Consider the following 25,571-nt stretch of genomic DNA (forward strand, 5'->3'; position numbering starts at 1 on the left):
GCGCTCATCTTCAATCGCAAACACGCAGGAGAAAGCCATGAGTCAGATGTTGCAGATGTTCCAGCAAGCCGGTGCTGCCCAGTTCAGCACGATGATCGGTCAGGTCGCCCCCTACTTCGCCAGCATCGCCCCGCAAATGGTCGAGCTGCGTCCAGGCTATGCCGAGGTCCGCTTCGCCAAACGCCGCGAAGTGCTGAATCATATAGGTACGGTGCACGCGATCGCGCTGTGCAATGCTGCCGAGCTTGCCGCCGGCAGCATGACCGACGCCTCCATTCCCGCTGGTTGCCGCTGGATTCCCAAGGGCATGACAGTGGAATACCTGGCAAAGGCCGATGGCGATATCCGCACGGTAGCCGATGGCAGCGAGGTGGACTGGGGCCAGACCGGAGACATCAAGGTGCCAGTGATGGCCTACGTCGGTGAAAAACCGGTGTTTCGCGCCGAGATCACCATGTACGTCAGCCAGGCCTGAAATGCAGAGGCCCGTCATCGACGGGCCTCGCTCACGCACTCAGTCGAGTCGCACCAGGATACGGCCGACCATGCCGCCAGCCAGGATCCGTTCGATGGACGCCGGCAATTCCGCCAGGCCAATTTCCTGGCACAGCAGCGAGAGATCGAGCTTCCACTGCAGCGAGAGCTTGTCCCACATCGATGCCTTGACCACCAGTGGCAGCTCTACCGAATCCACCCCCAGCAGGTTGACCCCGCGCAAGATGAACGGCAGGACGCTGGCTTGGAAGCCGACGCCAGCGGTCAGCCCGCAGCAGGCCACGCTGCCGCTGTGGCGCAGCGACTTGACCACATTGAACAGAATGTCGCCGCCCACGGTATCGACCGCGCCCGCCCAGCGCTCCTTGAGCATCGGTCGGTCGCTGCCTTGCTGCAGCTCCTCGCGACTGACGATCTCGTCGGCGCCCAGACCACGCAGAAAATCCGCCTGCTCGGCCTTACCGGTAGCCGCGGCTACGCGATAACCGAGCTGCTTGAGCAACACGACCGCAATACTGCCAACACCACCGGTAGCACCAGTGACCAGCACCGTACCGGACTCCGGAGTGACGCCAGCTTGCTCCAGCTTGTCCACGCACAGCGCGGCGGTCAGGCCGGCGGTGCCGAGCACCATCGCCTCGCGCAGCGGCAGCCCCTGCGGGCGTTTGATCGCCCACACGGCCGGTACACGAATGTACTGACCGAAGCCGCCGGCCGTGTTCATGCCCAGGTCGTAGCCGGTGACGATCACCTCGTCACCCACGGCGAATTCGGCAACGCTGGAAGCCTCGACCACACCCGCCGCGTCGATACCGGGCGTATGCGGGTAAGCCTTGGTCACACCACGATTGCCGCTGGCAGACAGCGCGTCCTTGTAGTTGAGCGAGGAATAGCGCACGCGGATCAACAACTCGCCCTGCGGCAACTGCTCGACGTTGCGCTGGACTATTTCACGCTGGAAACCGCCATCGGCGCCTTCGCTGACCAGCAAGGCCTTGAACTCGGTCATCACTCTCTCCTCTTTTCGTGGTTCGCTGCTGCGCGACGCGAGTCGGCCGTGCAGCCCATCATGAACGAAGCGTTACCAGAAGCGTTGCTGATTGAGCCGGCTCAACCAGGTCAGGACGAAGCGATCTGCCGCCATGCTGGCCGCCAGCCCGACACGCTCCTGCAGACTCTTCTTCTGAGCGAAATGCAGATGGAACAGTTCAGCCTCGGCGGCGCGTTCGGCCAGGTACTGGTCGCTGGTCTTCAGTTCATCTACCAGTAGGCGCTCCTGCGCGGCCATACCCAGCCAGACTTCACCGGTGGCGATGGCGTCGATGTCCAACTGCGGGCGATAACGACCGACAAAGCCTTTGAACAGCTCGTGAGTGGTTTCCAGGTCTTCCTGGAATTTCTCCCGGCCCTTTTCGGTGTTCTCACCGAATACGGTCAGGGTGCGCTTGTACTCGCCGGCGGTCAGCACTTCGAAATCGATTTCGTGCTTTTTCAGCAGACGATGCACGTTGGGCAACTGCGCTACCACACCGATGGAGCCGAGAATGGCAAAAGGCGCACTGAGAATCTTCTGGCCGATGCAGGCCATCATGTAGCCGCCGCTGGCTGCTACCTTGTCCACGCACACGGTCAGTGGGATGCCGGCGTCGCGGATACGTACCAGTTGTGACGACGCCAGGCCGTAGCTGTGCACCATGCCACCACCGCTTTCCAGACGCAGCACCACTTCGTCCTCGGACTTGGCCATGGACAATAACGCCGTCACTTCATGGCGCAGGTTATCGGTGGCCGATGCCTTGATATCACCATCGAAATCCAGCACGAACACCCGCGGTTTGCTGGGCGGCGCTTTCTTCTCCTGCTTGGCCGCCTTGGCCTCGGCCTTGCGCGTGGCCTTGAGCTGGTCCTTGGACAGCACGCTCTGCTCCAGACGCTCGCGCAGATCCTTGTAGAAGTCATTGAGCTTCTGCACCTGTAGCTGGCCACTGCCGCGCCGCCCCCTGCCGCGCGTGGCGGCGATTGCCACCAGGACCACGACGATGGCGACCACCAGGGTCAGGGTTTTCGCCAGAAAGCTGGCGTACTCGCTAAGAAACTCCACGGATCCCCCTCGGACAATGCAGCGGCGCCTGAGCGCACAAAGGCTCAAGCATACCGGCGCAGCGGCCTAGCGGCCAACCTCGGCAGCGTTGCTGCAATAGCCATACGAGCAATTCAAACAAGCGTATGTTTTTTCGTTGACAGCCCCTGAGCTTCCTCATACCCTCGCGAAACATTCAACGTGCCGGGACCAATACGGACGTGGGCAGCATCTATCTGATTCGACATGGCCAGGCCTCATTCGGTGCAGACGACTACGATGTCCTGTCTCCCGTCGGCATACGCCAGGCCGAAGTGCTGGGCGAACACCTCGAACAACTCGGTATCGCCCTCGATCGTTGCGTCAGTGGCAGCCTGCGTCGCCAGCAGCACACCGCCAACGCCGCCCTGCAGCGCATGAGCCATGCGCCGACACTGGATATAGACGAAGCCTTCAACGAATTCGACGCCGATGCAGTGATTCGTACGCTGCTGCCGGATCTGCTGCCGGAAGAGCCCGAAGCCCTGCACATTCTGCGCAACGGTGCGCAGAACCGTGCCGAGTTCCAGCGCCTGTTCGCCAGACTGATCCAGCGCTGGATTTCCGGCGAACATGACAAACCAGGCCTGCAGAGCTGGCATGCTTATGTCGAACAGGTCGAAGGCGGCCTGCGGCACATCCTCGAACAGGCCACCAGCAAACAGAACATTGCCGTGTTCACTTCCGGCGGCACCATCACTGCCCTGCTCCGTCTGATTACCGGCGTACCGGCGGCAAAGGCCTTCGAACTGAATTGGCAGATCGTCAATACCTCGCTCAGCCAGCTGAAATTCCGTGGCAGCGAGGTGAGTCTGGCTTCCTTCAACAGCCATGTGCATTTACAGCTGCTGAAGGCGCCGGAGCTCATCACCTATCGATGAGCTCCAGCCCACTGTGGCCGAGAGGCTGCGCGAAAAAACCGAAAAAGGATAAGACCATGAGTGTTGCTGACATCGCCCAAACCATGCAGTCCAAGTTCAACGCCAGCGCCGCTGCAGGCCTGGATCTGGTATTCCAATTCAACATCGAAGATGGCGAGAACTACGCGCTGATCGTCAAAGACGGCACCTGCGCCCTCGAGCAAGGCGACAACCCGAACGCCAACGTGACCCTGATCATGGACAGCGAAACCCTCAAGGGCATCGTCAGCGGCGAAACCGACGGTATGCAGGCCTTCATGGCTGGCAAGCTGCGCGCCGAAGGCGACATGATGCTGGCGATGAAGCTGGGCGAACTGTTCCCGGTCTGATCGGCGAGCTGAGCGCAAAACACGAAAACCGGAGTCCTGGCACTCCGGTTTTTTATTGCCTGCGCACAAGCGAAAGGTCAGGTTGAAGATGACTGATCAGGCAGTTTGATCGAGGTGCAACACGCCCGCCTATAACGGCGCGTATTGCTTGTGACAGCCAGGGTGCAGCATTAGATTAGCCAATTATCTGGGGCACCCATCATAAGTAGAAGGGATAAGCATGGCGCTCACTGACCAATCCACCCGCATTCGCACCGGCGAAGAGCTCGATGCTGCCATCATCGACGCCTACCTAAAAGCCAATATTCCAGGCCTGAGCGGTGAAGCGAAGATCAGCCAGTTCCCCGGCGGCGCTTCGAACCTGACCTACCTGATCGAGTACCCGCAGCAGGAGTTCGTCCTGCGCCGCCCGCCCTTCGGCCACAAGGCCAAGTCGGCTCACGACATGGGCCGCGAGTACCGCATCCTCAATCAGCTCAATGCCGGCTTCCCCTACTGCCCGAAAGCCTACGTGCACTGCACCGACGAGTCGGTGATCGGCGCCGAGTTCTACGTGATGGAGCGGGTCAGGGGCATCATCCTGCGCTCTGAAATGCCGGCTGAGCTGAACTTCAGCGCCGAGCAGACCGCCGCGTTGTGCCAGAGCTTCATCGACAAGCTAGTGGAGCTGCACAACGTCGACTACAACGCCTGCGGCCTGGGCGACCTGGGCAAGCCTGAAGGTTATGTCGAGCGCCAGATCAAGGGTTGGAGCGACCGTTACGAGAAGGCCCTGACTCCGGACGCGCCGACCTGGGAGCCGGTCAAGGCCTGGCTCAACGACAAGATGCCAGCCGACCACAACAAGCCAGGCATCGTGCACAACGACTACCGCTTCGACAACGTGATCCTCGACCCGAACAACCCGATGCAGATCATCGGCGTGCTCGACTGGGAGATGACCACCATCGGCGACCCGCTGATGGACCTGGGCAACACCCTGGCCTACTGGATCGAAGCCGGAGACCCGGCGCCAGTGCAACTGATGCGCCGCCAGCCGAGCAACGCACCGGGTATGCTCACGCGCCAGCAGTTCGTCGACTACTACGCCGAGAAATCCGGCATCGAGATCAAGAGCTTCGACTTCTACTACACCTACGGCCTGTTCCGCCTGGCCGGCATAGTGCAGCAGATCTACTACCGCTTCTATCACGGCCAGACCCAGGACAAACGCTTCGCCCAGTTCATTCAGATGAACAAGCTGCTGGAGCAGATGTGCCTGCAGGTCATCGGCAAATCCACTCTCTAACCCCGGGGTAATCACAATGTCCAAGACCCAACTGTTCGACCTCGACGGCAAGATCGCCTTCGTCTCCGGCGCCAGCCGCGGCATCGGCGAGGCCATCGCCAAGCTGCTGGCCCAGCAAGGCGCCCACGTGATCGTCTCCAGCCGCAAGATCGACGGCTGCCAGGCCGTGGCTGATGCCATCACCGCCGAGGGTGGCAAGGCCACTGCCATCGCCTGTCACATCGGCGAGATGGAGCAGATCACCAACGTCTTCGCGCAGATCAAGGAACAGTTCGGTCGCCTCGACATCCTGGTCAACAACGCCGCGACCAACCCGCAGTTCTGCAACGTGCTGGACACCGACCTCTCCGCCTTCCAGAAGACCGTGGACGTGAACATTCGCGGCTACTACTTCATGTCCATCGAAGGCGGCAAGCTGATGAAGGAAAACGGCGGCGGCTCGATCATCAACGTCGCCTCGATCAATGGCGTCTCCCCCGGCGAATTCCAGGGCATCTACTCGGTGACCAAGGCTGCGGTGATCAGCATGACCAAGGTGTTCGCCAAGGAGTGCGCGCAGTTCGGCATTCGCTGCAACGCCCTGCTGCCCGGCCTGACCGACACCAAGTTCGCCTCGGCGCTGACCAAGAACGACGCCATCCTCAAGCACGCCCTGCAACGTATCCCGCTCAAGCGCGTGGCCGACCCGAGCGAGATGGCCGGCACTGTGCTGTACCTGGCCAGTGATGCCTCCAGCTACACCACCGGCGTGGCGCTGAACGTAGACGGCGGCTTCCTTTCCTGAGGCCGAATGCCCTGAACGACAAAGGCACCTTGTAGGTGCCTTTTTTGCAGGGCGCGCCGTGCGCATCGCAGATCGATTCGGTCTATCGGTGCGCACGGCGCACCCTACTTCCGCCACACTCTGCTGCCGCCTACCAATCCTTCAACGCGGCTTCGGCTGCCGGGTTCATCGGTTCGGCCAGCAGACCGGTCGGCGTCAGGCTGACGCTGTAGACGGCATCGGCGGCAATCGGCAGATAAGTCACCCGCAGCGCCTGCGGGTCGAACAGCAGCAGATCACGCTGGCTCAGCCGCAGCCAGCGCCACAGGTCCACGCCATAGGGGCTTTCGGCCAACTGCACGCGACCGTGTTGCGCCAGCGCCTGCTGCTCGATGGCCAGAAAACGTCCCGACAGACGCTCCAGACGATAGCCCGGCTCAAGGCCAATCAGCTCGGCCAGACCTTTCCAGCGAATCAGTCGGCCATCGAGCTGCCACATGTCGCCCTCCAAGGTAACCGTGCGCTCGCGCCCACCTTCGAGCAACGTCACCTGATAGCGCTGCGGGCCGTCGGCCTTGAAGCTCAGCGTCACCAAGGGCTTGCCCGGCTGCAGCGGCTCATAGGCATACAGATCATAAGCCACCAGGCCCACCAGCCCGGCCAACGCGAGAAATGCCAGACCACAGGTGCCACGCAACCAACCGAGGAACCAGCCCGTATTGAGCAGGATGCGCAGTGCCACCAGCAGCGCCAATATGGCCAACAGCGCCACGGCCCAGGCCAACCCGTCGTATTGCATCGATTGCGTTCCTTCTATGGCGAAATCCCGGCATTATGCGCAGCTCTCTCCACGACGAACAGTCAGCAGGCTGCGCATTCGCCCACAAGTCGACACTTTAAATATGCCCTTCGCTCTCGAGCTCGCCATCGACCCCAGCACACTGGCCATTCTCGCCCTGGTCGCCTTCATCGCTGGTTTTATCGACGCCATTGCCGGTGGCGGCGGTCTGCTGACCATCCCCGCCCTGCTCACCACCGGCCTGCCGCCGCACCTGGTGCTCGGCACCAGCAAACTGTGCGCGACCTTCGGCTCGGCAACTGCCAGCTACACCTTCTACCGGCGCAAGCTGTTCAGCCCGGGCAAATGGAAGAACGCAATGGCCGGCACCGCCATGGGTGCGATTGGCGGAGCAGTGTTAGTGCACTGGATGCCAGCCGAGTGGATCAACAAGATGCTGCCGTTGGTGGTATTCGTCTGCGGCCTGTACCTGCTCTTCGGCAAGACGCCCGACGCGCCGCTTGACGCCGACCTGCCCATCGCCAGCCGCCGGCAATGGCCCCAGAGCATCAGCCTGGGCTTCTACGATGGCGTAGCCGGCCCGGGAACCGGTGCGTTCTGGACGGTCAGCACGCTGCTCATGTACCCGCTCGATCTGGTGCGCGCTAGCGGCGTGGCACGCTCGATGAACTTCATCAGCAACGCCTGCGCCCTGGCGGTGTTCATCATCGCCGGACAAGTGGCATGGGTGCTGGGCCTGTGCATGGGCTTTTCGCTGATGGCCGGCGCCTTTCTCGGTGCGCGCACGGCGATTGGCGGCGGCTCGAAATTCATCCGCCCGGTATTCATCGCCGTGGTTCTGGCGCTTACCGCCCGCCTGGTCTGGCAGCACTGGGTCGCGTAGGGCTGGCGCAACCCACCGCAGCAACGATTTGGCGGGTTGCACCCGCCCTACGACAGACTCGGCTCGGGCAGACCGAGGCGGCGCGCGACATAGAGGTCGATCAGATGGCGAGCGATGGAGCGCGACGCCGGCAACGGCGGCAAGTCATCAACGCGAAACCAGCGCGCATCCTCGATTTCGTCTTCCTGCATGACGATATCGCCACCGGCATATTCGGCATGGAAGCCAAGCATCAGCGAATGCGGAAACGGCCAGCCCTGGCTGCCGATGTACTGCAGATTCTTCACCTCCAGACCGACTTCCTCGCGCACCTCGCGTGCCACGCAATGCTCCACCGACTCGCCTGGTTCGACAAAGCCTGCCAGGGCGCTGTATACCCCTGTCACGAAACGCGGCGAGCGCGCGAGCAGGACTTCATCGCCACGCGTCACCAGCACGATCATGCTCGGCGCCAGGCGCGGATAATGCTGCGATTCGCAGCTGTCACAACGCATGGCCCGCTCGCCAGGAAGCTGTCGGGTCGGCGTACCGCAACTGCCGCAGAAACGATGCTCGGCATACCAGGTGCCGATCTGCGCGGCGTAGGCGAGCATGCGGAAGGTTTCCGCCTCGCCCTGCAACATAAACTGGCGCAGGCTCTGCCAGTTGCAGCCATCCAGCGTGGCCGACGGTTTGACCTGTACGAGATAGACGGCGTCCTCACCGAAATGGCCAATGCCCTGCTCGCCGATGATCGGCAGATCCTGGCGCTTGATCCAGTCACGCGGAAACAGCACGCCATTGCTGTCGGCAAGAAAGTGCTGCTGGCTGTAGAGCAGCGCCCAGCCACCCGGCTGGGCCGGATCGAGGAACGTATTACGCCAGACCATCAGGCAGCCACCGGCATGCCCAGTGCCTTGACGCTCTCTTCGGCAAGGTCGAGCACGCTCGGGCGGGTTTCAGGACGCATGACGGCGCCAGCTTCCAGGTAGTACTCCAGGCTGCTCAGCGCATCAGCCAGGGTTTCCAGCATCTGCTCCGAAGGCATCTGACCGCTGTCGAGCATGCGCGTCTGGATGTAGTCGGCGCACGCCCCGACCAGCATCGCGGCGCGGCGCTGCTCGAGGAACCACAAGCCGCCACGCACGGCCTGCAAGCTGAACGGCACGTTGGACAGGTGCATCTTGTCGCCAGCCGACTCCAGGTACGCCGTGATCGCGCGTTTGGCCAGAGCCAGACCGGCCCGAGCCTCGTCGACCACCACGATACGGGCTTCGTTGAGTTGATGAATGGCGAAAGAGTCGGCCTCATTACCCGGTTCGACGGCAGCCGGCCTGAGATCGCGACCTTCGCCACGCTCCAGGCTGGCCACCATGCCTTCGACATAGAGCACGGCATCAGCCAGCTTGTGCAGTTGCTCCGCCTGCGGCGGCGTGTCTTCACTCCAGGCGGCAACCAGCGGCAGCTGAGCGCCGAGCGAGTTGCCGGCAGAATTCAAACCGACCATGCTCAGGGTCTTGGCCAATTTGCCCAACAACGCATGCAAGGTGCCCAGGGTTTCACCTTGCAAGGTGCCACGCTCGAGCAGGTCGAGCATATCCTTGACGCTGGCCAATTCTTCGCGAATCGCGGTGGACAACGAACGCATCACCGCCTGCCCCGGCCCGGCCAGGCGCTGGTATTCCTCTTCCAGCAAATGGTCAGTGAACGGCAACGGCGCGAGGCCGAACACTTCGCGCATAGCAGTGGCGTGCGGGCCATGGCTGTCGGCGAGCGCGACCAGATACAGCAACTCTTTCAGCAAGCTGCGCGGTGCTTCGTACTGTGGATTGCCGAGCATCAGCTTGAGCTCGCGATCCACTCGCGAGAACAGCTGCTTGCGCGATTTGCGCGGCAGCAGTTGACCGTCGCACTGGGCCTCGATGGCCGCGGCACCAATCCAGCACATGCGCCCACGCGGCTCGTTGGCGAACAGGCTGTCCAAACGCGCCATGGCTCGCACCATCAGCTTGAGGCTGGCCTGCGGATTCTGCTCACGGATAAAACCGAGCAGTCCGACCTGATACATGTGCCGCAGGCGCTTGCCTTCGCTCAGCTTGGCCGCGCCATCGAGTGGCTGGGTAGCCGTGTGCGGCCGCGCATGATCGAGGCGAACGCTGAAGAAGAAACTTTCCGGCAGCGGCTGCTGCGCACCGGCCTGACGTAAATCGTTGATCGCCGGCAGCAACAGTTCAGGCATTTCCTGGCGATGGGCGTCGACGTTTTCCAGATAACGCCGCAGCACATGCAGGGCATTGCTCAGAGCCGAGAGCTGCGCGTCGCGCTCCTCACCAGCACCAGCGGGAATGTCAGTGGCCTGATCCAGCACTTCCTGAGCCAGCAGCTCGGCGCCGGCCAGTTCGATCAGGTTGAGCGTGCCGCGAACCTGGTGCAGGCTTTCCACCGCTTGCTGCAACAGACTGCCGTTGTGCCGCTCGGCGATGAAATGCTCCAGGCTCTGCTCGGCCTCTTCCATGGTGACGAACAGCTCGTCGCGCACCAGATTCAGGGATGTGGCTCCACTTACCATGCTCTAGGCCTCGCAGCGAACATCAGCGAATACGGCATCAGTCGGCGAACTCCGGCTTCTGCTTGGTCATGTGCGCCGCCATGGCCAGGCGCAGGTCTTCCGATTGCAGCATGGCGGCGTTCCAGGTGGCGATGTATTCAAGGCCATCGTCGACCCGGTGATCGCGCATATAGCGAATCATTTCCTTGGTGCCACGCACGGCAATCGGCGACTTGGCGGCGATTTGTGCGGCGATCTCCATCACCCCGGCCAGCAGCGCCTCCTGATTCTCGTAGGTGCGATTGACCAGGCCGATACGGGCAGCTTCCGTGCCATTGATGTTGCGCCCGGTGAAGGCCAGCTCACGCATCATGCCGTCGCCGATGATGCGCGGCAGGCGCTGCAGGGTGCCGACATCGGCAGCCATGCCCATGTCGATCTCCTTGATCGAGAACTGCGCATCGAGCGTGGAATAACGCATGTCGCAAGCGCTGATCAGGTCGATGGCACCGCCGATGCAATAGCCCTGAATGGCAGCCAGCACTGGCTTGCGGCAATTGTCGACGGCGTTGAAGGAGGCTTGCAGCTCGAGAATCTTGCGGCGTAGTGCCGTGGCGTTGCGACCAACGTCCTTGCCCAGCTGGGCACCGACCGAGGCCAGCAGCATCAGGTCGATGCCCGAAGAAAAGTGTTTGCCAGCACCGGAGAGCACCACGACACGGACCGCGTCGTTGTCATCGACCCACTGGAAGATCTCGATGATCTCGCGCCAGAAGTCGGCATTCATTGCGTTGATCTTGTCCGGACGGTTGATCTGCACATGGGCGATCTTATCCGCCAGCTCGACGCGGAAGGCTTTGTAGTCGGACATGGCAGGCATCCTCAGCCGCGGCTCGGCAGCACAGTAACAATTTTGTGATTAATAACCGAGCAACTATAACAAGCGCGCCATAAAAGTCGATGCTTGCCACTGTGACGCAGGGCACGCCCCGGACGTTAACAACCGCTTTGAATGTCAGAGATAAGAGATTGATCTGTCGAGGATCTTGCTCCCCGACAGATCCACGGCAGGATTACTCCACCAGGCAATCCACGCTGTACTCACCCGCCTCGGTTTGCAAACCGTGCACGTCGATATCGAACCCCGGGAAGGCCTGGTCGAACGCCCGCGCGAACGCCAGGTAGTCGAGAATCGAGCGAGTGGCCGCCGTGAAGCGCTCGCCTGGCATGATCAACGGAATACCCGGCGGGTAAGGTACCAGCATCACCGCAGCGATACGCCCCTGCAATTGATCGATGGGTACCGCCTCTACCTCGCCGCGCACCAGGCGGTCATAGGCATCAGCCGGTTTGATCGCCAGCTCAGGCAGCGCCGTGTACATGCTTTTCAGCGCTTTGGCCGTGGCGTTCTCGCGGTAGCAGCCATGCAGCGCATCGCACAGGTCACGCAGGCCCATACCCTGATAGCGCCCGCCGTCCGTGTGGGCGATGGAGGGCAGTACGTCGATCAACGGCAGATTGGCGTCGTAGCTGCGCTTGAACTCCAGTAGCTCGGTCAGCAGCGTGCTCCACTTGCCCTTGGTGATACCCATGGAGAACAGCACCAGGAAGGAGTACAGGCCGGTTTTCTCCACCACCAGCCCACGCTCCCAGAGAAACTTGCTGACCACCGCGGCGGGAATGCCCTGCGGCTCCAGCTTGCCGGCGGCATTGAGGCCGGGCATCACCAGCGTGACCTTAATCGGATCGAGCAGCACATAGTCATCGGCCACTTCGCCAAAGCCATGCCAGTCGGCGTCCGGTTGCAATACCCAGTCGGCGGTCGTCAGGCTGTCGGCGCCATCGGCCGCCCCCGGCTGCCAGATACTGAACCACCAATCCTCGGCGCTCAGGTTGCGCCGTACATTGGCCAGTGCGCGGCGGAAGCTCAGCGCCTCGTCGAAGGTTTCCTGAATCAGCGAGCGCCCTGCCGGCCCTTCCATCATCGCCGAGGCCACATCCAACGAGGCAATGATGCCGTACTGCGGCGAGGTGGAGATGTGCATCATGAAGGCTTCGTTGAAACGATCACGGTCCAGCTGGCGCTGCCCGCCGTCCTGCACGTGAATCATCGAGGCCTGACTGAAAGCCGCCAGCAGCTTGTGCGTCGAATGCGTGGTGAACACCAGCGGTGAATGCTCGTCGCACTGGGTGCCCATGCCATAACGGCCAGCATAGAACTCATGGAAAGCGGCGTAGGCGTACCAGGCTTCGTCGAAGTGCAGCACCTCGACCGAGTCCCCCAGCGCCTGCTTGACCATTTCAGCGTTGTAGCAGAGCCCGTCATAGGTGGAGTTGGTCACCACCGCCAGCTTGACCTTGGGCGCACGACCGCGCGCCAGCGGGCTGGCGTCGATCTTGGCCTGAATCGATTCCTTGCTGAACTCGGAGAGCGGAATCGGCCCGATGATCCCCAGTTCATTGCGCTCGGGGCACAGGTACAGCGGGATCGCGCCGGTCATGATGATCGAGTGCAGGATCGACTTGTGGCAGTTGCGATCCACCAGCACCAGGTCATCGCGGCCGACCATCGAATGCCAGACGATCTTGTTCGCCGTCGAGGTGCCGTTGATCACAAAGAAGGTGTGGTCGGCGCCGAAGTTGCGCGCCGCGCGCGCCTCGGCCTCGGCCAGCGGGCCAGTGTGGTCGAGCAGCGAGCCCAGCTCCGGCACCGACACCGACAAATCCGAACGCAGTGTGTTTTCACCGAAGAACTGGTGGAAGGCCTGGCCCACCGGACTCTTGCGATAGGCTACGCCACCACCATGACCAGGCGTGTGCCAGGAATAGTTGGATTGCGCGGTGTGCTGCACCAGCGCCTTGAAGAACGGCGGTAGCAGGCCATCGAGGTAGTTGTGCGCCGCACGCGCCACCTGCCTGGCGAGGAACGACACAGTGTCTTCGTAGAGATAGAGGATGCCGCGCAGGTGGTTGAGATCGGCCATGGCTTCGGCCGGCGCGTTTTCGATAGTGACCTGCTCGCCCAGGGCGAAGATCGGCAATTGCGGCGCCCGCACCCGCGCCACACGAATCAGCTCGACCATGTCGTGCAACAGGCGGCTGTTCTCCCCCGCTCCCTCGGCGGCCACCAGGATGCAGGCCAGGCCGTGGTGGGTGGACGCGACAATGCGCCCCTCAGCGGCGCTCGCCGTGGGCAGAATGCTGAAACCGTCCTGAGTAAGCTCCTGAGCGATGGCGCGCACGCGATCACCGGCCACGGTGTCGGCCTTGATGTCGCGGTGCACGATTAGGACGGGGAATTTGAGATCTTTATACATTGTGACGTCCTGAAGGCTGGCAGGCTTGGCCTGCCCATCGCCTCAGGTTAGAGGCTCCCCCTGATCGGCGGAACCCCCTGTGCATCACGCTATAAGAAAAGGTCGCAATTGCGCTGTTCGGTTATTCCGGCGCTTTTTCCAACTGTGCCCACAGCGACGGGCCGCCTGCGGATTTTTCGATCACGGCCAGACGCGCCATGTGCGCCGCTAGTTCGTCTTCGCTGGCGCGAATGACGCGAGTACGCGGACGCGATGCGTCAAGACGGCGAATAGGCGTGGCCTGCTGACGCCCACTGCCATCACCATCGGAACCTTCACCGGCCAGTGACAGATTGGTCTGGCCACCAGTCATTGCCAAGTAGACGTCGGCGAGAATCTCCGAGTCGAGCAAGGCGCCGTGCAGTTCGCGGTTGGAGTTGTCGACGCCGTAACGCTTGCACAGCGCATCGAGGCTGTTGCGCTGCCCCGGATGACGCTCGCGCGCCATCATCAGGGTATCGAGCACCGAACAGTAATCACTGACGTCGGCACGCTCGCTCTGCCCCAACAGGGCGAACTCGTTGTTGATGAATCCAACGTCGAACGCCGCGTTGTGGATGATCAGCTGGGCGCCTTTGATGAACTCATAGAATTCATCGGCGACTTCCTTGAAGCGCGGCTTGTCGGCCACGTATTCGTTGGTAATACCGTGAACCGCGATGGCGCCTTCGTCGATTTCACGATCGGGGTTGAGGTAAACGTGGAAGTGACGCCCGGTGAGGCGGCGGCCAAGCAATTCGACACAACCGATCTCGATGATGCGGTGCCCGTCGGTGACCGGCATACCCGTGGTTTCGGTATCCAGCACTACGTAGCGTCTGACGGTGTTCTCGGTTGTCACGCCTTGCCTCTCTCATCTATTCGGGTTGCCGCACGTTCAGCGCGGCATCTTAACTCAGGTGCTGTATCACCGCTCAGCGCGCCGCACGCACATCGTCAACGCCGCGATTGGCCAACTGGTCGGCACGCTCGTTGCCAGGGTGGCCAGTATGCCCACGCACCCACTGCCAGCTCACTTGATGGCGATTCACTTCCTCATCCAGCTTCTGCCAGAGATCGGCGTTTTTCACCGGTTCTTTCGAAGCGGTCTTCCAGCCGCGCTTCTTCCAGTTAGGCAGCCATTCCTGGATACCTTTCATAACATACTGCGAGTCGGTCACCAGTTTGACCGAGCACGGCCGGGTCAGCGCGATCAGGCCGGCAATCGCCGCCATCAGCTCCATGCGGTTGTTGGTGGTATTGGGGTCGCCGCCCCAAAGTTCCTTCTCCACACCTTTGTACACCAGCAGCGCGCCCCAACCTCCGGGACCAGGATTGCCCTTGCAGGCGCCATCGGTGTAAATCACCACATCATGGGTTTCAGACATTCATAGACTCTGTACAGAATTGTTTGGCCGCAGCCTGGCAATCAGTTGTCGAGATCACGCCGACTGACCTTCGCCACTGGCATCGGCAGCAACTTGCCCATCGGCTCGCGGCGCGACTGCCGCAACGGACGCAAACCAACCACCAACTTGCGTGCTACCAATAGGTAACAACCGGCGCCCGGCAACTGCCAGGCATCGCCCCAGCTCTCCATTCGCCGCAGGCGCGTTTGCCAGGCAAGCGAAGCGAGCGGCGGACGATAGCACCCGAACCTCCGTTTCTCCAACGCAAAGCCCAGCAAACTCAGCCAGTCGCCGACACGGCTCGGGGCGATGCAACGTGCCTCGGCCAAACCGTCCCGGGCAAACAGGCGCCGCACGCCCCAGGCGCTCCAGGGGTGAATCCCCAGAATCAGCAGATGCCCGCCAGGTCTGACGCTACGCGCTGCCTCACGCAACAGGCCGTGGGGCGACAGGCTGAAATCCAGACCGTGCTGCAGCACCACCACGTCGGCAGCGTGCTCACCCAGCGGCCAGGACTGCTCTTCGCAGACGATCTGCACACCCGGCATCGGCGCGCCAAGGCGCACGTTGTGCTGGATCTGTCCCGCTTTGGGCGGCCCCTCCGCACCAGGGCCGTAGCTCACCAGATAACCACCGAAAAAACGCGCCAGCTCCTCTTCCAGCAAGCGCCGTTCTTCCTCCAGCAACAGTTGGCCGAGCGGCCCGGCAAGCCAGTCGCGCGCCTCGCCGATAAGCTTGAGCCACTCAGGGTCGGCCTGGGCGAATGCCTCATCAGTCATCGCTGCCTCCGCATGACAGGTTCTGCATGTCGTGTCTAAGATGCACCTTTATCACCAGCTTAGCGACCCGCAATGATTCAGATCGACGCGTTGCCCGCCTTCAATGACAACTATATCTGGCTGCTGCAGGACGCCCGCAGCAAGCGCTGCGCCGTGGTCGACCCCGGCGACGCAGCGCCGGTCATGGCCTGGCTGGAAGCCCGTCCTGACTGGACGCTCAGCGACATCCTGATCACTCACCACCACTTCGATCATGTCGGCGGTGTCGAAACACTGAAGAACGCCACCGGCGCACGTGTAGCCGGCCCTGCGGCGGAAAAGATCCCGGCCCGTGACCTCGATCTGAGCGACAACGACGAGATCGACGTGCTCGGCCTGCGCTTCCGGGTCATGGCCGTGCCTGGCCACACGCTCGGTCATATCGCTTACTACCACGCCGGACAGGACCTGCTGTTCTGCGGTGATACCCTGTTCGCAGGCGGATGTGGCCGCCTGTTCGAAGGCACCCCGCAACAGATGCATCAGTCTCTCAGCCGCCTGGCGGCCCTGCCCGCCCGTACCCTGGTGTACTGCACCCACGAATACACCTTGAGCAACCTGCGCTTCGCCCACGCCGTCGAGCCGGACAATGCACGCTTGAACGAACGCCTGGCCGAAGTGACCCGCTGGCGCGACGAAGGCCACATCAGCCTGCCGTCGAACATCGAACTGGAACTAGCCACCAATCCTTTCCTACGCGTTGGCCAGCCTTCGGTCGTCGCTGCGACCAACGGACGCGATGACCGGCAGTCGAGCGAGCCAAGCGCCGTATTCGCTAGCCTGCGCGCCTGGAAAGACAAGTTCTAGCTGCTGAGAAAAGGTCGACAAGCCCGCAAAAGACCAGTCCAGGACTGGTGAAAACTTGACCAGCACCGCCTCGATTCCTAGAATCGCCCGAATTTTTCGTCGGGATGAACACCTCAGCCAATGCCTTTATCATCACGCAAGTCATTGAATATAAAGGCATTGGCGCGAAGCTCTCGAGCACTCGCAGTGATGTGTTGCATGATCCTGGCCGGTTGTCAGAGCCTGCCCAGCGACACCCCGGATCGCTCTGCCGATACCTCCCGCGCCATCGGCATGGAACGTGAGCCCGAGTGGCTCAGCAGCGAAGTCAAACCCCGCGAATACACCGATATCTGGGAGCGCATGCGCGACGGCTTCCAGCTGCAGGATCAGATAGGCATCAACCCGCGCATCGAGCGCGTACGCCTGTGGTACGCCAGCAATCCGAAGCATGTCGACACCGTCAGCGAACGTAGCGCCCCCTATATCCACTACATCGTCGAACGCCTGGCTGAACGCGACATGCCGATGGAGCTGGCGCTGCTGCCGGTGATCGAAAGCGCTTACGACCCACAGGCCTATTCTTCGGCGCACGCGGTCGGCCTCTGGCAGTTCATTCCGTCTACCGGCCGTTACTACAACCTGCGCCAGACCAACTGGTACGACGGTCGCCGCGACGTCACCGCCTCAACCCAGGCCGCACTCAACTATCTCAGCCGCCTGCACGAAATGTTCAACGGCGACTGGTTACTCGCCCTGGCTGCCTACAACGCTGGCGAAGGCCGTATCAGTCGCGCCATCGAACGCAACGAGAAGCTCGGCCTGCCCAGCGACTACTGGAACCTGTCGCTGCCCAAGGAAACCGAAGACTACGTGCCCAAGCTACTGGCGCTGTCACAGGTGATTCTGACGCCGGAAGCCTATAGCGTGACCCTCTCGCCGATCGCCAACGAACCCTACTTCGAACAGATCGCGATCAAGCAGCACATGGATCTGGCCCGCGTCGCCAAACTGGCCGACCTGGATGAACAGGAACTGCTGCAGCTCAACCCGGCCTATAAGCGCGGCATTACCCTCGACGGCCCGCAACATCTGCTGGTACCAACCGACAAAGCCGAGATGCTCAGCGCCAACCTGGCCTTGATGAAACCGCAGGAAATGGTCGACTGGCAGAGTTACACCGTGCGCTCCGGCGATAGCCTGCACGCCATTGCCAATCGTCATCACCTTTCAGTGAACATGCTCAAGGACGTCAATCGCCTGAGCAGCAACAACCTGAGCATCGGCCAGGTACTGACCATTCCAGGCAAACCTGGCACGCAGCCGAGCGAGCCGCTGTATCAACAGCGCGACACCGCGCAGAGCGTGGCCAGCCGGACCTATCAAGTGAAGAACGGCGACAACCTGTGGCAGATCGCTCGCGCCAACCAAGTCGCCGTGCATGATCTGAAGCGCTGGAACAAGCTGCAGGGCAATGATTTGAAAGTCGGCCAGGTGCTCACCCTGGCCGCCGCCGATAGCAGCGCGCGTGTCGCCAGCACCGCTCGCAGCACCTCCAGCTCGCGCGACAAGGCCACCTACTACCGCGTGCAGCATGGTGATTCGCTGTACGTGATCGCCAAGCGCTTCAAGATCGACCTCAAGCGCCTGCAAGCCTGGAACCCACGCAGCAGCAGGCTGCAACCAGGGGAAATGCTGACCCTCTATCTACCGTGATCAGCGCCTGCTGATCGCCTCCAGACAACGCCCCGCCAATTGCGTGAAGCGCTGAAACGCCGCGAACTGCTCATGCCGCAGCGCCCGCCCGGACAGCCGACTGTCGGCATATAGCACGCCGATTTCCCGAGTACCCGCGATGATCGGCGCGATGAAGAACATGCCAGCGCCAAGACTGCGCCGAATCGGCTGGGTCACCAGCTCGGCCAGGTTGTAGCTGGCGGGCACGCCCATCCAGATCGCCTCACGATGGCGCAGCGCATAACTGAAGATATGCGGCTGCTCTACCTGCTCGGTCGGCAGTACGAAGTCCTCCAGCCATTGCTGCGACTTTTCACCGATCACCCGCTTGGCGCGAAAGCGGCTCTGCCCATCGGCCAGAACCGTGAGCATCACCCGCTCCAGGCCAGCGCCCCGATGCAGGCCTTTGAGCAAGGTGTCGAGCACCAGCCCGACATCGGCCCTGGAATTGACCATCAGGCCGAGATCCTGCAGTGCCTGCTGCATCACCAACAGATCCGGCTGCAGCAAACGCGCACGACGCTCTTCCTGCTGCTGAAGAATCTGCTCGGGATCGGTATTGGGAATCAGCCGGCACAACTTGCTGGCACCGAAGGTCGAGGCGACCTTCACCGCTTCATCAGCACTGGCCAGCACCTGCTGCAGGGTTTCCTCCGGAGTCAGGTCGATAAACGCCGCTACCTTGCCCAGCACGCCCTCCATTTCCGCACAATCCCAGCCACCGAGCGCCGCCTCACTGATACGCACGCCCAACTGTACGGCGTAGGCAGCTGGATCATGCTGGCTGGCGCCTGCCTGGGCGAGGATGGCCGTCTCGCCCAGGTTCCAGCTTTTCAGCAACGCCTGGGTAAGTTGACGAAAGCTGGCACCGAGCACCTCACGCACCGCTTCATCGACATCGACACCAGGGCGCTCAAGGGCATCGGCCAGTTCATCAGCCTGCGCCCCACCACAGCCCCAGAACGCCAGCTCGCCCAGGTGATGGAGCAGTGCAGCGATGAATACCTCTTCGCTGTGCCCGGAAATGACATAGCCAGCCAGGTTGCGCGCCTGCACCGCGGCATGGAAAGAACGCGCGAGCAATGTCTGCAGCTGCTCTCGCGGCGCACGAGTGAGCAGCCCGTCGATCAGGCTCACAGAAAGGCTGATCAGGCGCACGTTGTCGAAGCCGATCAGGACAATGGCTCGCGAGATGGTCTTGATGGTTTCCTGGGACGGGTTGTAGTAGACGCTGTTGCCGACTCGCAGCACCTTGCTGGTCAGCGCCGCATCACGCAGCAACACATCGGCCAACTGCTGCACCGAGGCAGAATCCTGCTGCGCGAGGCGTTGCAGATCCTGCACGACGGCAGCCAGCGCGGGCAGTTCGGCTTGGTTCAGGCGATCGATCCATGACTGCAAACCATGGCTTCGTTCCGACAAATTCGTACCCTCATGGCGTGTCCCTGAAGTGTATGTCATCGCGTGGTAACCGCCCGCCCACCGCTGCACTCTTTTTCCTGTCCATACAAGCTGTTACTGTACCGCCCCAGAGCCCAAACGCCGCCATGGATCGGATCTCACGCCCGATGCGTCCCCTCCTCCTGCTGTTCCTCAGCCTGGCCTTGAGCTTTCCCGCCTCTGCGACTATCAGCGAGAGCCACGGCTACGCCCAGTTCGGGACACTCAAGTACCCTGCCAGCTTCAGTCATTTTGACTGGGTCAACCCCGATGCGCCCAAAGGTGGCACGTTGCGCATCATGGCGTCCGGTACTTTCGATACGCTCAACCCCTACACACTCAAGGGCAGCAGCCCGATCTCGACCGCGCATTTCCTGCAGTACGGCGCCAATGAGCTGAACGAACCCTTGATGGTCGGCACTGGCGCTTACGATCCCTCCGGCGATGAGCCTGCCTCCAGTTACGGCCTGATCGCCAAGAGCGTCGAGTACAACGAGGATCGCAGCTGGGTGGTGTTCAATCTGCGCCCCGAAGCGCGCTTTCACGATGGCAAACCGATCACCGCCTACGATGTTGCCTTCTCCTATCGCCTGCTGCGCAACGACGGCCATCCGCAGTACCGCACCAACCTGCAGGAAGTGAAGCGCGTCGATATCCTCGGTCGTCACCGCATCCGCTTCGTCTTCAAGCGCGCCGGCAATCCGCTGCTGATCCTGCGCCTGGGCGAACTGCCGGTGCTGCCGCAGCACTACTGGAAAGATCGCGACTTCAAAAGCACGACATTCGAAGCCCCGCTGGGCAGCGGCCCGTATCGCATCGTCCAGGTCGTGCCTGGCCGGCGCCTGGTGTTCGAACGGGTGAAAGACTGGTGGGGCAAGGACCTGCCGGTCAATCGTGGCAAGTACAACTTCGACCGCGTCGAAGTGGAGTTCTACCGCGACAACCATGTCGCCTTCGAAGCCTTCAAGGCCGGCGAATTCGACTTCTACATCGAGAACCAAGCGAAGAACTGGAGCAACGGCTACCGCTTCCCAGCCGTGATCCGCGGCGACGTGATTCGCGCCGAGATACCGCACCAGATCCCGACGCAGACCCAGGCCCTGTTCATGAACACGCGCCGCGAGCTGTTCAGCGACCGCAGGGTGCGCGAAGCGTTGGGGCTGATGTTCGATTTTGAATGGACCAATCGCACACTGTTCAACAATGCCTACGTACGCGCCGCCAGTTACTACCCCAACAGCGAATTCTCGGCCACCGGCAAACCCGAAGGCGCAGAGTGGTTGCTGCTGTCGCCTCACCGCGACAAGCTGCCCGCGCGCCTGCTCACCGAGCCACTGACACAACCGGTAACCGATGGCCGCGGTATCCCCCGGGAAACCTTGCGCCGCGCCCTCGGTCTATTGGCCGACGCCGGCTGGAAGCCTTCCGGCCAGGAGTTGCGTAATGCTCGCGGTCAACGACTCGAGTTCGAGATCATGCTGGTCAACCCCAGCCTCGAACGCATTCTCCAACCCTATATCGCCAACCTCGCCAGTATCGGCATACGCGCCAACCTGCGCACTGTCGACCGCGCCCAATACAAGCAGCGCCTTGACCAGTTCGACTACGACATGATCCTGCTGACCCTGCCGCAAACCCTCAGCCCAGGCCTGGAGCAATCGCTGTATTTCCATTCCAGCCAAGTGAACATCAAGGGCGGCAAGAACTATGCGGGCGTCAATGATCCGGTGGTCGACGAGATGATCGACAAGCTGCTCTCGGCGCAGACGCGGGACGAACAGGTAGCCGCCGCACGGGCCCTTGATCGGGTCCTGCTCTGGCAGCACTACAGCATTCCCAACTGGTACATCAATTATCACCGCCTGGCGTACCGCAACCGGTTCGCCTTCGTCACCACGCCGCCCTACACCCTGGGCCTGCGCACCTGGTGGCTGAAGCCCACGGAGAACGCTCGATGACCCACCCGCTGCGCAGTTTCCTGCTCCACGGTAGCAGCCTCATTCTGCTCGGCCTGGCCGGCCTCGCCTTCGCCGCCCCCAAGCATGCCGTCACCCTCTACGACGAGCCGCCCAAATATCCCGCCAACTTCACGCACTTCGAATACACCAACCCCGGCGCGCCCAAGGGCGGCACCTTTCGCGAAGCGGGTTTCGGTGGCTTCGACAGCCTCAACCCCTTCATCAGCAAGGGGGTGGCCGCCGACGAGATCAATCTGATCTACGACACCCTTGCTGTGCAGAGCATGGACGAGCCGTTCACTGCCTACGGACTGGTGGCGGAAAAGATCGAGAAGGCACCTGACAACGCCTGGGTGCGCTTCCTGATACGCAAGGAAGCCCGCTTCCACGACGGCACTCCGATCACCGCCGAAGACGTCAAGTTCACCTTCGATACGCTGATGGAAAAAGGCGCGCCGATGTACCGCGGCTACTACGCCGATGTCGAAGAGGTGGAAGTGGAATCGCCGCACAGCGTGCGCTTCGTGTTCAAGCACGCCGGCAACCGTGAGCTGCCGCTGATCGTCGGCCAACTGCCGGTGCTACCCAAGCACTGGTGGGCCGAGCGCGACTTCGCCAAGAGCAATCTCGAGGTGCCGCTGGGCAGCGGCCCATACAAGGTCGGTCGTGTTCAGGCCGGGCGCAGCATCCGCTACGACCGGGTCGACGACTGGTGGGCCAAGGACCTGCCCGTGAGCCGTGGGTTCTATAATTTCGACACTATCCAGATCGACTACTACCGCGACAACACCGTAGCTCTGGAAGCGCTGAAGGCCGGCCAGTTCGACTACTGGCTGGAAACCAGTGCTAAGAACTGGGCCACCGCCTACAACACACCGGCGGTTGCCAACGGCCAGCTGGTCAAGGAAGAAATCCAGAACCGCAACCCCACCGGGATGCAGGGTTTCATCTTCAACACCCGCCGTCCGCAGTTCCAGGATCGCCGCGTACGTGAAGCACTAGGCCTGCTGTACGACTTCGAATGGGCCAACAAACGCCTGTTCAACGGCGCCTATTTCCGCACCCGCAGCTACTTCGACAACTCCGAGCTGGGTTCGCAAGGGCTGCCCGGTGAAGACGAACTGAAGATCCTCGAGCCGCTGCGCGGCAAGATTCCAGCCGAAGTGTTCAGCGAAGAATTCCGCGTACCGGTCACCGACGGCAGCGGCATCATCCGCGAGCAGCAGCGCCGCGCCTACCAGCTGCTGCAACAGGCTGGCTGGCGTATCGATGGTGATCGCATGCTCGACGCCAGCGGCCAGCCGGTAAGTTTCGAGTTTCTGCTCGCGCAGACCGAATTCGAACGCGTGCTGCTGCCCTTCAAACGCAACCTGGCCGACCTCGGCATCGAGCTGGTGATACGCCGCGTTGACGTTTCGCAGTACATCAACCGCCTGCGTTCGCGTGATTTCGACATGATCGTCGGTGGTTTCGGCCAGTCCAACTCGCCGGGCAACGAACAGCGTGAATACTGGCATTCTTCCAGCGCCGACAACCCTGGCAGCCGCAACTTCATCGGCCTCAAGGACCCGGCCATCGACCAGATCGTCGAAGGGCTGATCAACGCCAACTCGCGGCAACATCTGATCGCACACACCCGGGCTCTCGACCGCGTGCTGCTGTGGGGCTATTACGTGATCCCCAACTGGCACATCAAGACCTGGCGCGTCGCCTACTGGAATCGCTTCGAGCATCCGAAAGTGACGCCGCTCTACGATATCGGCCTGCACACCTGGTGGGTACGCCCAGGCCTGGAGCAGCCAAGCGAGGCCCAGGAGCAAGCCGCCGAACAAGCGACCGAAGAGGCGAAGCAATAACATGCTGGCCTATATTTTTCGCCGCCTGCTGCTGATCATCCCGACCCTATTCGGCATTCTGGTCATCAACTTCATCATCATCCAGGCCGCACCAGGGGGCCCGGTCGAGCAGATGATCGCCAAGCTGGAAGGTTTCGATGCGGCTGCCGGCGGCGCCACGGGGCGTATCGGCGGCGGTGGCGCCGAAGTGTCGGTGGCCGGCTCCAACTACCGCGGCGCCCAGGGCCTCGACCCACAGCTGATCGCCGAGATCGAGAAAATGTACGGTTTCGACAAGTCGGCGCCGGAGCGTTTCTGGATCATGCTCAAGAACTACGCGCAGCTGGACTTCGGCTCCAGCTTCTTCCGTGACGCCCAGGTCATAGACCTGATCATCGAGAAGATGCCGGTGTCGATTTCACTCGGTCTCTGGAGCACCCTGATCATGTATCTGGTCTCCATCCCGCTGGGCATCGCCAAGGCCACCCGCCACGGCAGCGCCTTCGACGTCTGGACCAGTTCAGCGATCATCGTCGGCTATGCCATCCCGGCGTTCCTCTTCGCCATCCTGCTGATCGTGCTGTTCGCCGGCGGCAGCTACTGGGACTGGTTCCCGCTACGCGGCCTGACCTCGAACAACTTCGAGCAGCTCAGCCTCGGCGGCAAGATTCTCGACTATCTCTGGCACCTGGTACTGCCGGTCACAGCCCTGGTCATTGGTAACTTCGCCACCCTGACCTTGCTGACCAAGAACAGCTTCCTCGACGAGATCAACAAACAGTACGTGGTGACCGCCCGCGCCAAGGGCCTGACCAACCACCGCGTGCTCTACGGGCACGTGTTCCGTAACGCCATGCTGCTGATCATCGCCGGCTTCCCCGCGGCCTTCATCGGCATCTTCTTCACTGGTTCCCTGCTGATCGAGGTGATCTTCTCGCTCGACGGCTTGGGCCTGATGAGCTTCGAGGCAGCGATCAACCGCGACTATCCGGTGGTGTTCGGCACCCTGTTCATCTTCACCTTGCTGGGGCTGATCGTGAAATTGATCGGTGACATCACCTACACCCTGGTCGATCCACGCATCGACTTCGAAAGTCGGGAGGGTTGAGCATGAAACTATCCCCTCTCAATCGACGCCGCCTGGATCGCTTCAAGGCGCACAAACGCGGCTGGTGGTCGCTGTGGCTGTTCCTCATCCTGTTTGGCCTGAGCCTCGGTGCCGAACTGATCGCCAACGACAAGCCCCTGGCCGTGCGCTACGACGGTGAGTGGTATTTCCCGGTACTCAAGCGCTACCCGGAAACCGTGTTCGGCGGCGAATTCCCGCTGCAGGCCAATTACAAGAGCCCGTACATTCAGGACCTGATCGCGGAAAAAGACGGCAAGATGATCTGGCCGCCGATCCCCTTCAGCTATTCGAGCATCAACTACGAGCTGGAAGTACCAGCCCCCGCACCACCCTCGGCACAGAACTGGCTGGGCACCGACGATCAGGGCCGTGACGTACTGGCGCGGGTGATCTACGGCTTCCGCATCTCGGTACTGTTTGCCCTGATCCTGACCCTGGCCAGCTCGGTGATCGGCGTGATTGCTGGTGCGCTGCAGGGCTTCTATGGCGGCTGGGTCGACCTGCTTGGCCAACGCTTTCTGGAAATCTGGTCGGGCCTGCCGGTGCTCTATCTGCTGATCATCCTCGCCAGCTTTGTGCAGCCGAACTTCTGGTGGCTGCTGGGCATCATGCTGCTGTTCTCCTGGATGAGCCTGGTCGACGTGGTGCGCGCCGAATTCCTGCGTGGCCGCAACCTCGAGTACGTGCGCGCGGCGCGGGCGCTAGGCATGGAGAACGGAGCGATCATGTTCCGCCACATCCTGCCCAATGCCATGGTTTCGACCATGACCTTCATGCCGTTCATTCTCACCGGTGCGATCGGCACGCTTACCGCCTTGGACTTCCTGGGCTTCGGCCTGCCGCCCGGCGCACCGTCGCTCGGCGAGCTGGTCGCCCAGGGCAAGAGCAACCTGCAGGCCCCGTGGCTCGGTATCAGTGCCTTCGCCGTGCTGGCGATCATGCTGAGTCTGCTGGTCTTCATCGGCGAAGCCGCCCGCGATGCCTTCGACCCGAGGAAATGA

The 25,571-nt window shown here is 61.8% G+C and carries 23 protein-coding genes; 12 read left to right on the top strand and 11 right to left on the bottom strand.

Translation table 11 applies throughout. The features are described from left to right. The first annotated feature begins 37 nt into the window (after positions 1 to 37). Positions 38 to 475, top strand: coding sequence for a hotdog fold domain-containing protein (locus AAEQ75_RS19995; RefSeq protein WP_316914692.1), 438 nt, complete (start codon positions 38 to 40; stop codon positions 473 to 475). A 39-nt stretch (positions 476 to 514) separates the two neighbouring features. Here AAEQ75_RS19995 and AAEQ75_RS20000 read toward each other — a convergent pair whose 3' ends face one another. Both AAEQ75_RS20000 and sohB read right to left on the bottom strand, forming a co-directional pair. After that, positions 515 to 1,504 carry a YhdH/YhfP family quinone oxidoreductase gene (locus AAEQ75_RS20000; protein WP_343350229.1) on the bottom strand — a complete coding sequence of 330 codons (990 nt, stop codon included), beginning with the start codon at positions 1,502 to 1,504 and terminating at the stop codon, positions 515 to 517. Between the two features lie 72 nt (positions 1,505 to 1,576). After that, positions 1,577 to 2,596, bottom strand: a complete 1,020-nt coding sequence (sohB, locus tag AAEQ75_RS20005; RefSeq protein WP_343350230.1) for a protease SohB — start codon at positions 2,594 to 2,596, stop codon at positions 1,577 to 1,579. A gap of 200 nt (positions 2,597 to 2,796) precedes the next feature. On the opposite strand from sohB, the gene AAEQ75_RS20010 reads away from it, so the two are divergent. From AAEQ75_RS20010 to AAEQ75_RS20025, 4 genes are all read left to right on the top strand, one after another. Next, the gene (locus AAEQ75_RS20010; protein ID WP_343350231.1) at positions 2,797 to 3,495 is read left to right on the top strand and encodes a histidine phosphatase family protein; all 699 of its coding nucleotides are present in this window, start codon (positions 2,797 to 2,799) and stop codon (positions 3,493 to 3,495) included. Between the two features lie 56 nt (positions 3,496 to 3,551). After that, positions 3,552 to 3,863: an SCP2 sterol-binding domain-containing protein gene (locus tag AAEQ75_RS20015; protein ID WP_003459932.1), complete on the top strand. Its 312-nt coding sequence runs from the start codon at positions 3,552 to 3,554 to the stop codon at positions 3,861 to 3,863. Between the two features lie 220 nt (positions 3,864 to 4,083). Then, positions 4,084 to 5,151: a phosphotransferase family protein gene (locus AAEQ75_RS20020; protein ID WP_343350232.1), complete on the top strand. Its 1,068-nt coding sequence runs from the start codon at positions 4,084 to 4,086 to the stop codon at positions 5,149 to 5,151. Between the two features lie 16 nt (positions 5,152 to 5,167). After that, positions 5,168 to 5,935 (top strand): SDR family oxidoreductase, encoded by a 768-nt coding sequence (locus AAEQ75_RS20025; RefSeq protein ID WP_099524409.1) that lies wholly within the window; start codon positions 5,168 to 5,170, stop codon positions 5,933 to 5,935. A 130-nt stretch (positions 5,936 to 6,065) separates the two neighbouring features. On the opposite strand, the gene AAEQ75_RS20030 is transcribed toward AAEQ75_RS20025, so the two are convergent. Further along, complete coding sequence (locus AAEQ75_RS20030) at positions 6,066 to 6,713, bottom strand: hypothetical protein (RefSeq protein ID WP_106732412.1); 648 nt, start codon at positions 6,711 to 6,713, stop codon at positions 6,066 to 6,068. 103 nt (positions 6,714 to 6,816) lie between these two features. Between AAEQ75_RS20030 and AAEQ75_RS20035 the strand changes: the two genes are divergently transcribed. Continuing rightward, on the top strand, positions 6,817 to 7,596 hold the full coding sequence (locus tag AAEQ75_RS20035; RefSeq protein ID WP_343350233.1) for a TSUP family transporter: 780 nt from the start codon (positions 6,817 to 6,819) through the stop codon (positions 7,594 to 7,596). 47 nt (positions 7,597 to 7,643) lie between these two features. Here the strand turns inward: AAEQ75_RS20035 and nudC are convergent, their stop codons facing one another. The 7 genes from nudC to AAEQ75_RS20070 form a co-directional block, all read right to left on the bottom strand. After that, on the bottom strand, positions 7,644 to 8,465 hold the full coding sequence (gene nudC, locus AAEQ75_RS20040) for an NAD(+) diphosphatase (RefSeq protein WP_343350234.1): 822 nt from the start codon (positions 8,463 to 8,465) through the stop codon (positions 7,644 to 7,646). Next, complete coding sequence (locus AAEQ75_RS20045; RefSeq protein WP_343350236.1) at positions 8,465 to 10,144, bottom strand: ferrous iron transporter B; 1,680 nt, start codon at positions 10,142 to 10,144, stop codon at positions 8,465 to 8,467. Before AAEQ75_RS20045 ends, nudC begins: the two co-directional genes overlap by 1 nt. A 37-nt stretch (positions 10,145 to 10,181) precedes the next feature. Further along, the gene (locus AAEQ75_RS20050) at positions 10,182 to 10,994 is read right to left on the bottom strand and encodes a crotonase/enoyl-CoA hydratase family protein (protein WP_343350237.1); all 813 of its coding nucleotides are present in this window, start codon (positions 10,992 to 10,994) and stop codon (positions 10,182 to 10,184) included. A 202-nt stretch (positions 10,995 to 11,196) separates the two neighbouring features. After that, the gene (locus AAEQ75_RS20055) at positions 11,197 to 13,440 is read right to left on the bottom strand and encodes an Orn/Lys/Arg decarboxylase N-terminal domain-containing protein (RefSeq protein ID WP_343350238.1); all 2,244 of its coding nucleotides are present in this window, start codon (positions 13,438 to 13,440) and stop codon (positions 11,197 to 11,199) included. 121 nt (positions 13,441 to 13,561) lie between these two features. Beyond that, on the bottom strand, positions 13,562 to 14,263 hold the full coding sequence (dnaQ, locus tag AAEQ75_RS20060) for a DNA polymerase III subunit epsilon (protein WP_243699069.1): 702 nt from the start codon (positions 14,261 to 14,263) through the stop codon (positions 13,562 to 13,564). Positions 14,264 to 14,393: 130 nt separating this feature from the next. Next, positions 14,394 to 14,846 (bottom strand): ribonuclease HI, encoded by a 453-nt coding sequence (gene rnhA, locus AAEQ75_RS20065; RefSeq protein ID WP_021488942.1) that lies wholly within the window; start codon positions 14,844 to 14,846, stop codon positions 14,394 to 14,396. A 41-nt stretch (positions 14,847 to 14,887) separates the two neighbouring features. Further along, on the bottom strand, positions 14,888 to 15,646 hold the full coding sequence (locus AAEQ75_RS20070; protein ID WP_143503888.1) for a class I SAM-dependent methyltransferase: 759 nt from the start codon (positions 15,644 to 15,646) through the stop codon (positions 14,888 to 14,890). 72 nt (positions 15,647 to 15,718) lie between these two features. Between AAEQ75_RS20070 and gloB the strand changes: the two genes are divergently transcribed. Continuing rightward, the gene (gloB, locus tag AAEQ75_RS20075; RefSeq protein ID WP_343350239.1) at positions 15,719 to 16,492 is read left to right on the top strand and encodes a hydroxyacylglutathione hydrolase; all 774 of its coding nucleotides are present in this window, start codon (positions 15,719 to 15,721) and stop codon (positions 16,490 to 16,492) included. A gap of 120 nt (positions 16,493 to 16,612) precedes the next feature. Continuing rightward, positions 16,613 to 18,187 (top strand): LysM peptidoglycan-binding domain-containing protein, encoded by a 1,575-nt coding sequence (locus AAEQ75_RS20080; RefSeq protein WP_343350240.1) that lies wholly within the window; start codon positions 16,613 to 16,615, stop codon positions 18,185 to 18,187. Here the strand turns inward: AAEQ75_RS20080 and AAEQ75_RS20085 are convergent, their stop codons facing one another. Next, positions 18,188 to 19,669 carry an HDOD domain-containing protein gene (locus AAEQ75_RS20085; RefSeq protein ID WP_430523429.1) on the bottom strand — a complete coding sequence of 494 codons (1,482 nt, stop codon included), beginning with the start codon at positions 19,667 to 19,669 and terminating at the stop codon, positions 18,188 to 18,190. Between the two features lie 107 nt (positions 19,670 to 19,776). On the opposite strand from AAEQ75_RS20085, the gene AAEQ75_RS20090 reads away from it, so the two are divergent. From AAEQ75_RS20090 to AAEQ75_RS20105, 4 genes are read left to right on the top strand one after another with little or no spacing between them, the layout of a single operon-like run. Then, the gene (locus tag AAEQ75_RS20090; RefSeq protein WP_343350242.1) at positions 19,777 to 21,606 is read left to right on the top strand and encodes an extracellular solute-binding protein; all 1,830 of its coding nucleotides are present in this window, start codon (positions 19,777 to 19,779) and stop codon (positions 21,604 to 21,606) included. Beyond that, on the top strand, positions 21,603 to 23,462 hold the full coding sequence (locus AAEQ75_RS20095; protein ID WP_343350243.1) for an extracellular solute-binding protein: 1,860 nt from the start codon (positions 21,603 to 21,605) through the stop codon (positions 23,460 to 23,462). Before AAEQ75_RS20090 ends, AAEQ75_RS20095 begins: the two co-directional genes overlap by 4 nt. Position 23,463: 1 nt before the next feature. Continuing rightward, positions 23,464 to 24,549, top strand: coding sequence for a microcin C ABC transporter permease YejB (locus AAEQ75_RS20100; RefSeq protein ID WP_003461414.1), 1,086 nt, complete (start codon positions 23,464 to 23,466; stop codon positions 24,547 to 24,549). Between the two features lie 2 nt (positions 24,550 to 24,551). Then, positions 24,552 to 25,571: an ABC transporter permease gene (locus AAEQ75_RS20105; protein ID WP_143503898.1), complete on the top strand. Its 1,020-nt coding sequence runs from the start codon at positions 24,552 to 24,554 to the stop codon at positions 25,569 to 25,571.

This window comes from Pseudomonas sediminis, from assembly GCF_039555755.1.
Taxonomy (GTDB): Bacteria; Pseudomonadota; Gammaproteobacteria; order Pseudomonadales; family Pseudomonadaceae; genus Aquipseudomonas; species Aquipseudomonas mendocina_D.

Bases quoted from the DNA above. Each gene is read 5' to 3' on its own strand.
- AAEQ75_RS19995 (WP_316914692.1), top strand. From the start codon at position 38: ATGAGTCAGATGTTGCAGATGTTCCAGCAAGCCGGTGCTGCCCAGTTC.
- AAEQ75_RS20000 (WP_343350229.1), bottom strand. From the start codon at position 1,504: ATGACCGAGTTCAAGGCCTTGCTGGTCAGCGAAGGCGCCGATGGCGGT.
- AAEQ75_RS20015 (WP_003459932.1), top strand. From the start codon at position 3,552: ATGAGTGTTGCTGACATCGCCCAAACCATGCAGTCCAAGTTCAACGCC.
- AAEQ75_RS20020 (WP_343350232.1), top strand. From the start codon at position 4,084: ATGGCGCTCACTGACCAATCCACCCGCATTCGCACCGGCGAAGAGCTC.
- AAEQ75_RS20025 (WP_099524409.1), top strand. From the start codon at position 5,168: ATGTCCAAGACCCAACTGTTCGACCTCGACGGCAAGATCGCCTTCGTC.
- AAEQ75_RS20030 (WP_106732412.1), bottom strand. From the start codon at position 6,713: ATGCAATACGACGGGTTGGCCTGGGCCGTGGCGCTGTTGGCCATATTG.
- AAEQ75_RS20035 (WP_343350233.1), top strand. From the start codon at position 6,817: ATGCCCTTCGCTCTCGAGCTCGCCATCGACCCCAGCACACTGGCCATT.
- nudC (WP_343350234.1), bottom strand. From the start codon at position 8,465: ATGGTCTGGCGTAATACGTTCCTCGATCCGGCCCAGCCGGGTGGCTGG.
- AAEQ75_RS20045 (WP_343350236.1), bottom strand. From the start codon at position 10,144: ATGGTAAGTGGAGCCACATCCCTGAATCTGGTGCGCGACGAGCTGTTC.
- AAEQ75_RS20050 (WP_343350237.1), bottom strand. From the start codon at position 10,994: ATGTCCGACTACAAAGCCTTCCGCGTCGAGCTGGCGGATAAGATCGCC.
- AAEQ75_RS20055 (WP_343350238.1), bottom strand. From the start codon at position 13,440: ATGTATAAAGATCTCAAATTCCCCGTCCTAATCGTGCACCGCGACATC.
- dnaQ (WP_243699069.1), bottom strand. From the start codon at position 14,263: ATGCCGGTCACCGACGGGCACCGCATCATCGAGATCGGTTGTGTCGAA.
- rnhA (WP_021488942.1), bottom strand. From the start codon at position 14,846: ATGTCTGAAACCCATGATGTGGTGATTTACACCGATGGCGCCTGCAAG.
- AAEQ75_RS20070 (WP_143503888.1), bottom strand. From the start codon at position 15,646: ATGACTGATGAGGCATTCGCCCAGGCCGACCCTGAGTGGCTCAAGCTT.
- gloB (WP_343350239.1), top strand. From the start codon at position 15,719: ATGATTCAGATCGACGCGTTGCCCGCCTTCAATGACAACTATATCTGG.
- AAEQ75_RS20080 (WP_343350240.1), top strand. From the start codon at position 16,613: ATGCCTTTATCATCACGCAAGTCATTGAATATAAAGGCATTGGCGCGA.
- AAEQ75_RS20085 (WP_430523429.1), bottom strand. From the start codon at position 19,669: ATGACATACACTTCAGGGACACGCCATGAGGGTACGAATTTGTCGGAA.
- AAEQ75_RS20090 (WP_343350242.1), top strand. From the start codon at position 19,777: ATGCGTCCCCTCCTCCTGCTGTTCCTCAGCCTGGCCTTGAGCTTTCCC.
- AAEQ75_RS20095 (WP_343350243.1), top strand. From the start codon at position 21,603: ATGACCCACCCGCTGCGCAGTTTCCTGCTCCACGGTAGCAGCCTCATT.
- AAEQ75_RS20100 (WP_003461414.1), top strand. From the start codon at position 23,464: ATGCTGGCCTATATTTTTCGCCGCCTGCTGCTGATCATCCCGACCCTA.
- AAEQ75_RS20105 (WP_143503898.1), top strand. From the start codon at position 24,552: ATGAAACTATCCCCTCTCAATCGACGCCGCCTGGATCGCTTCAAGGCG.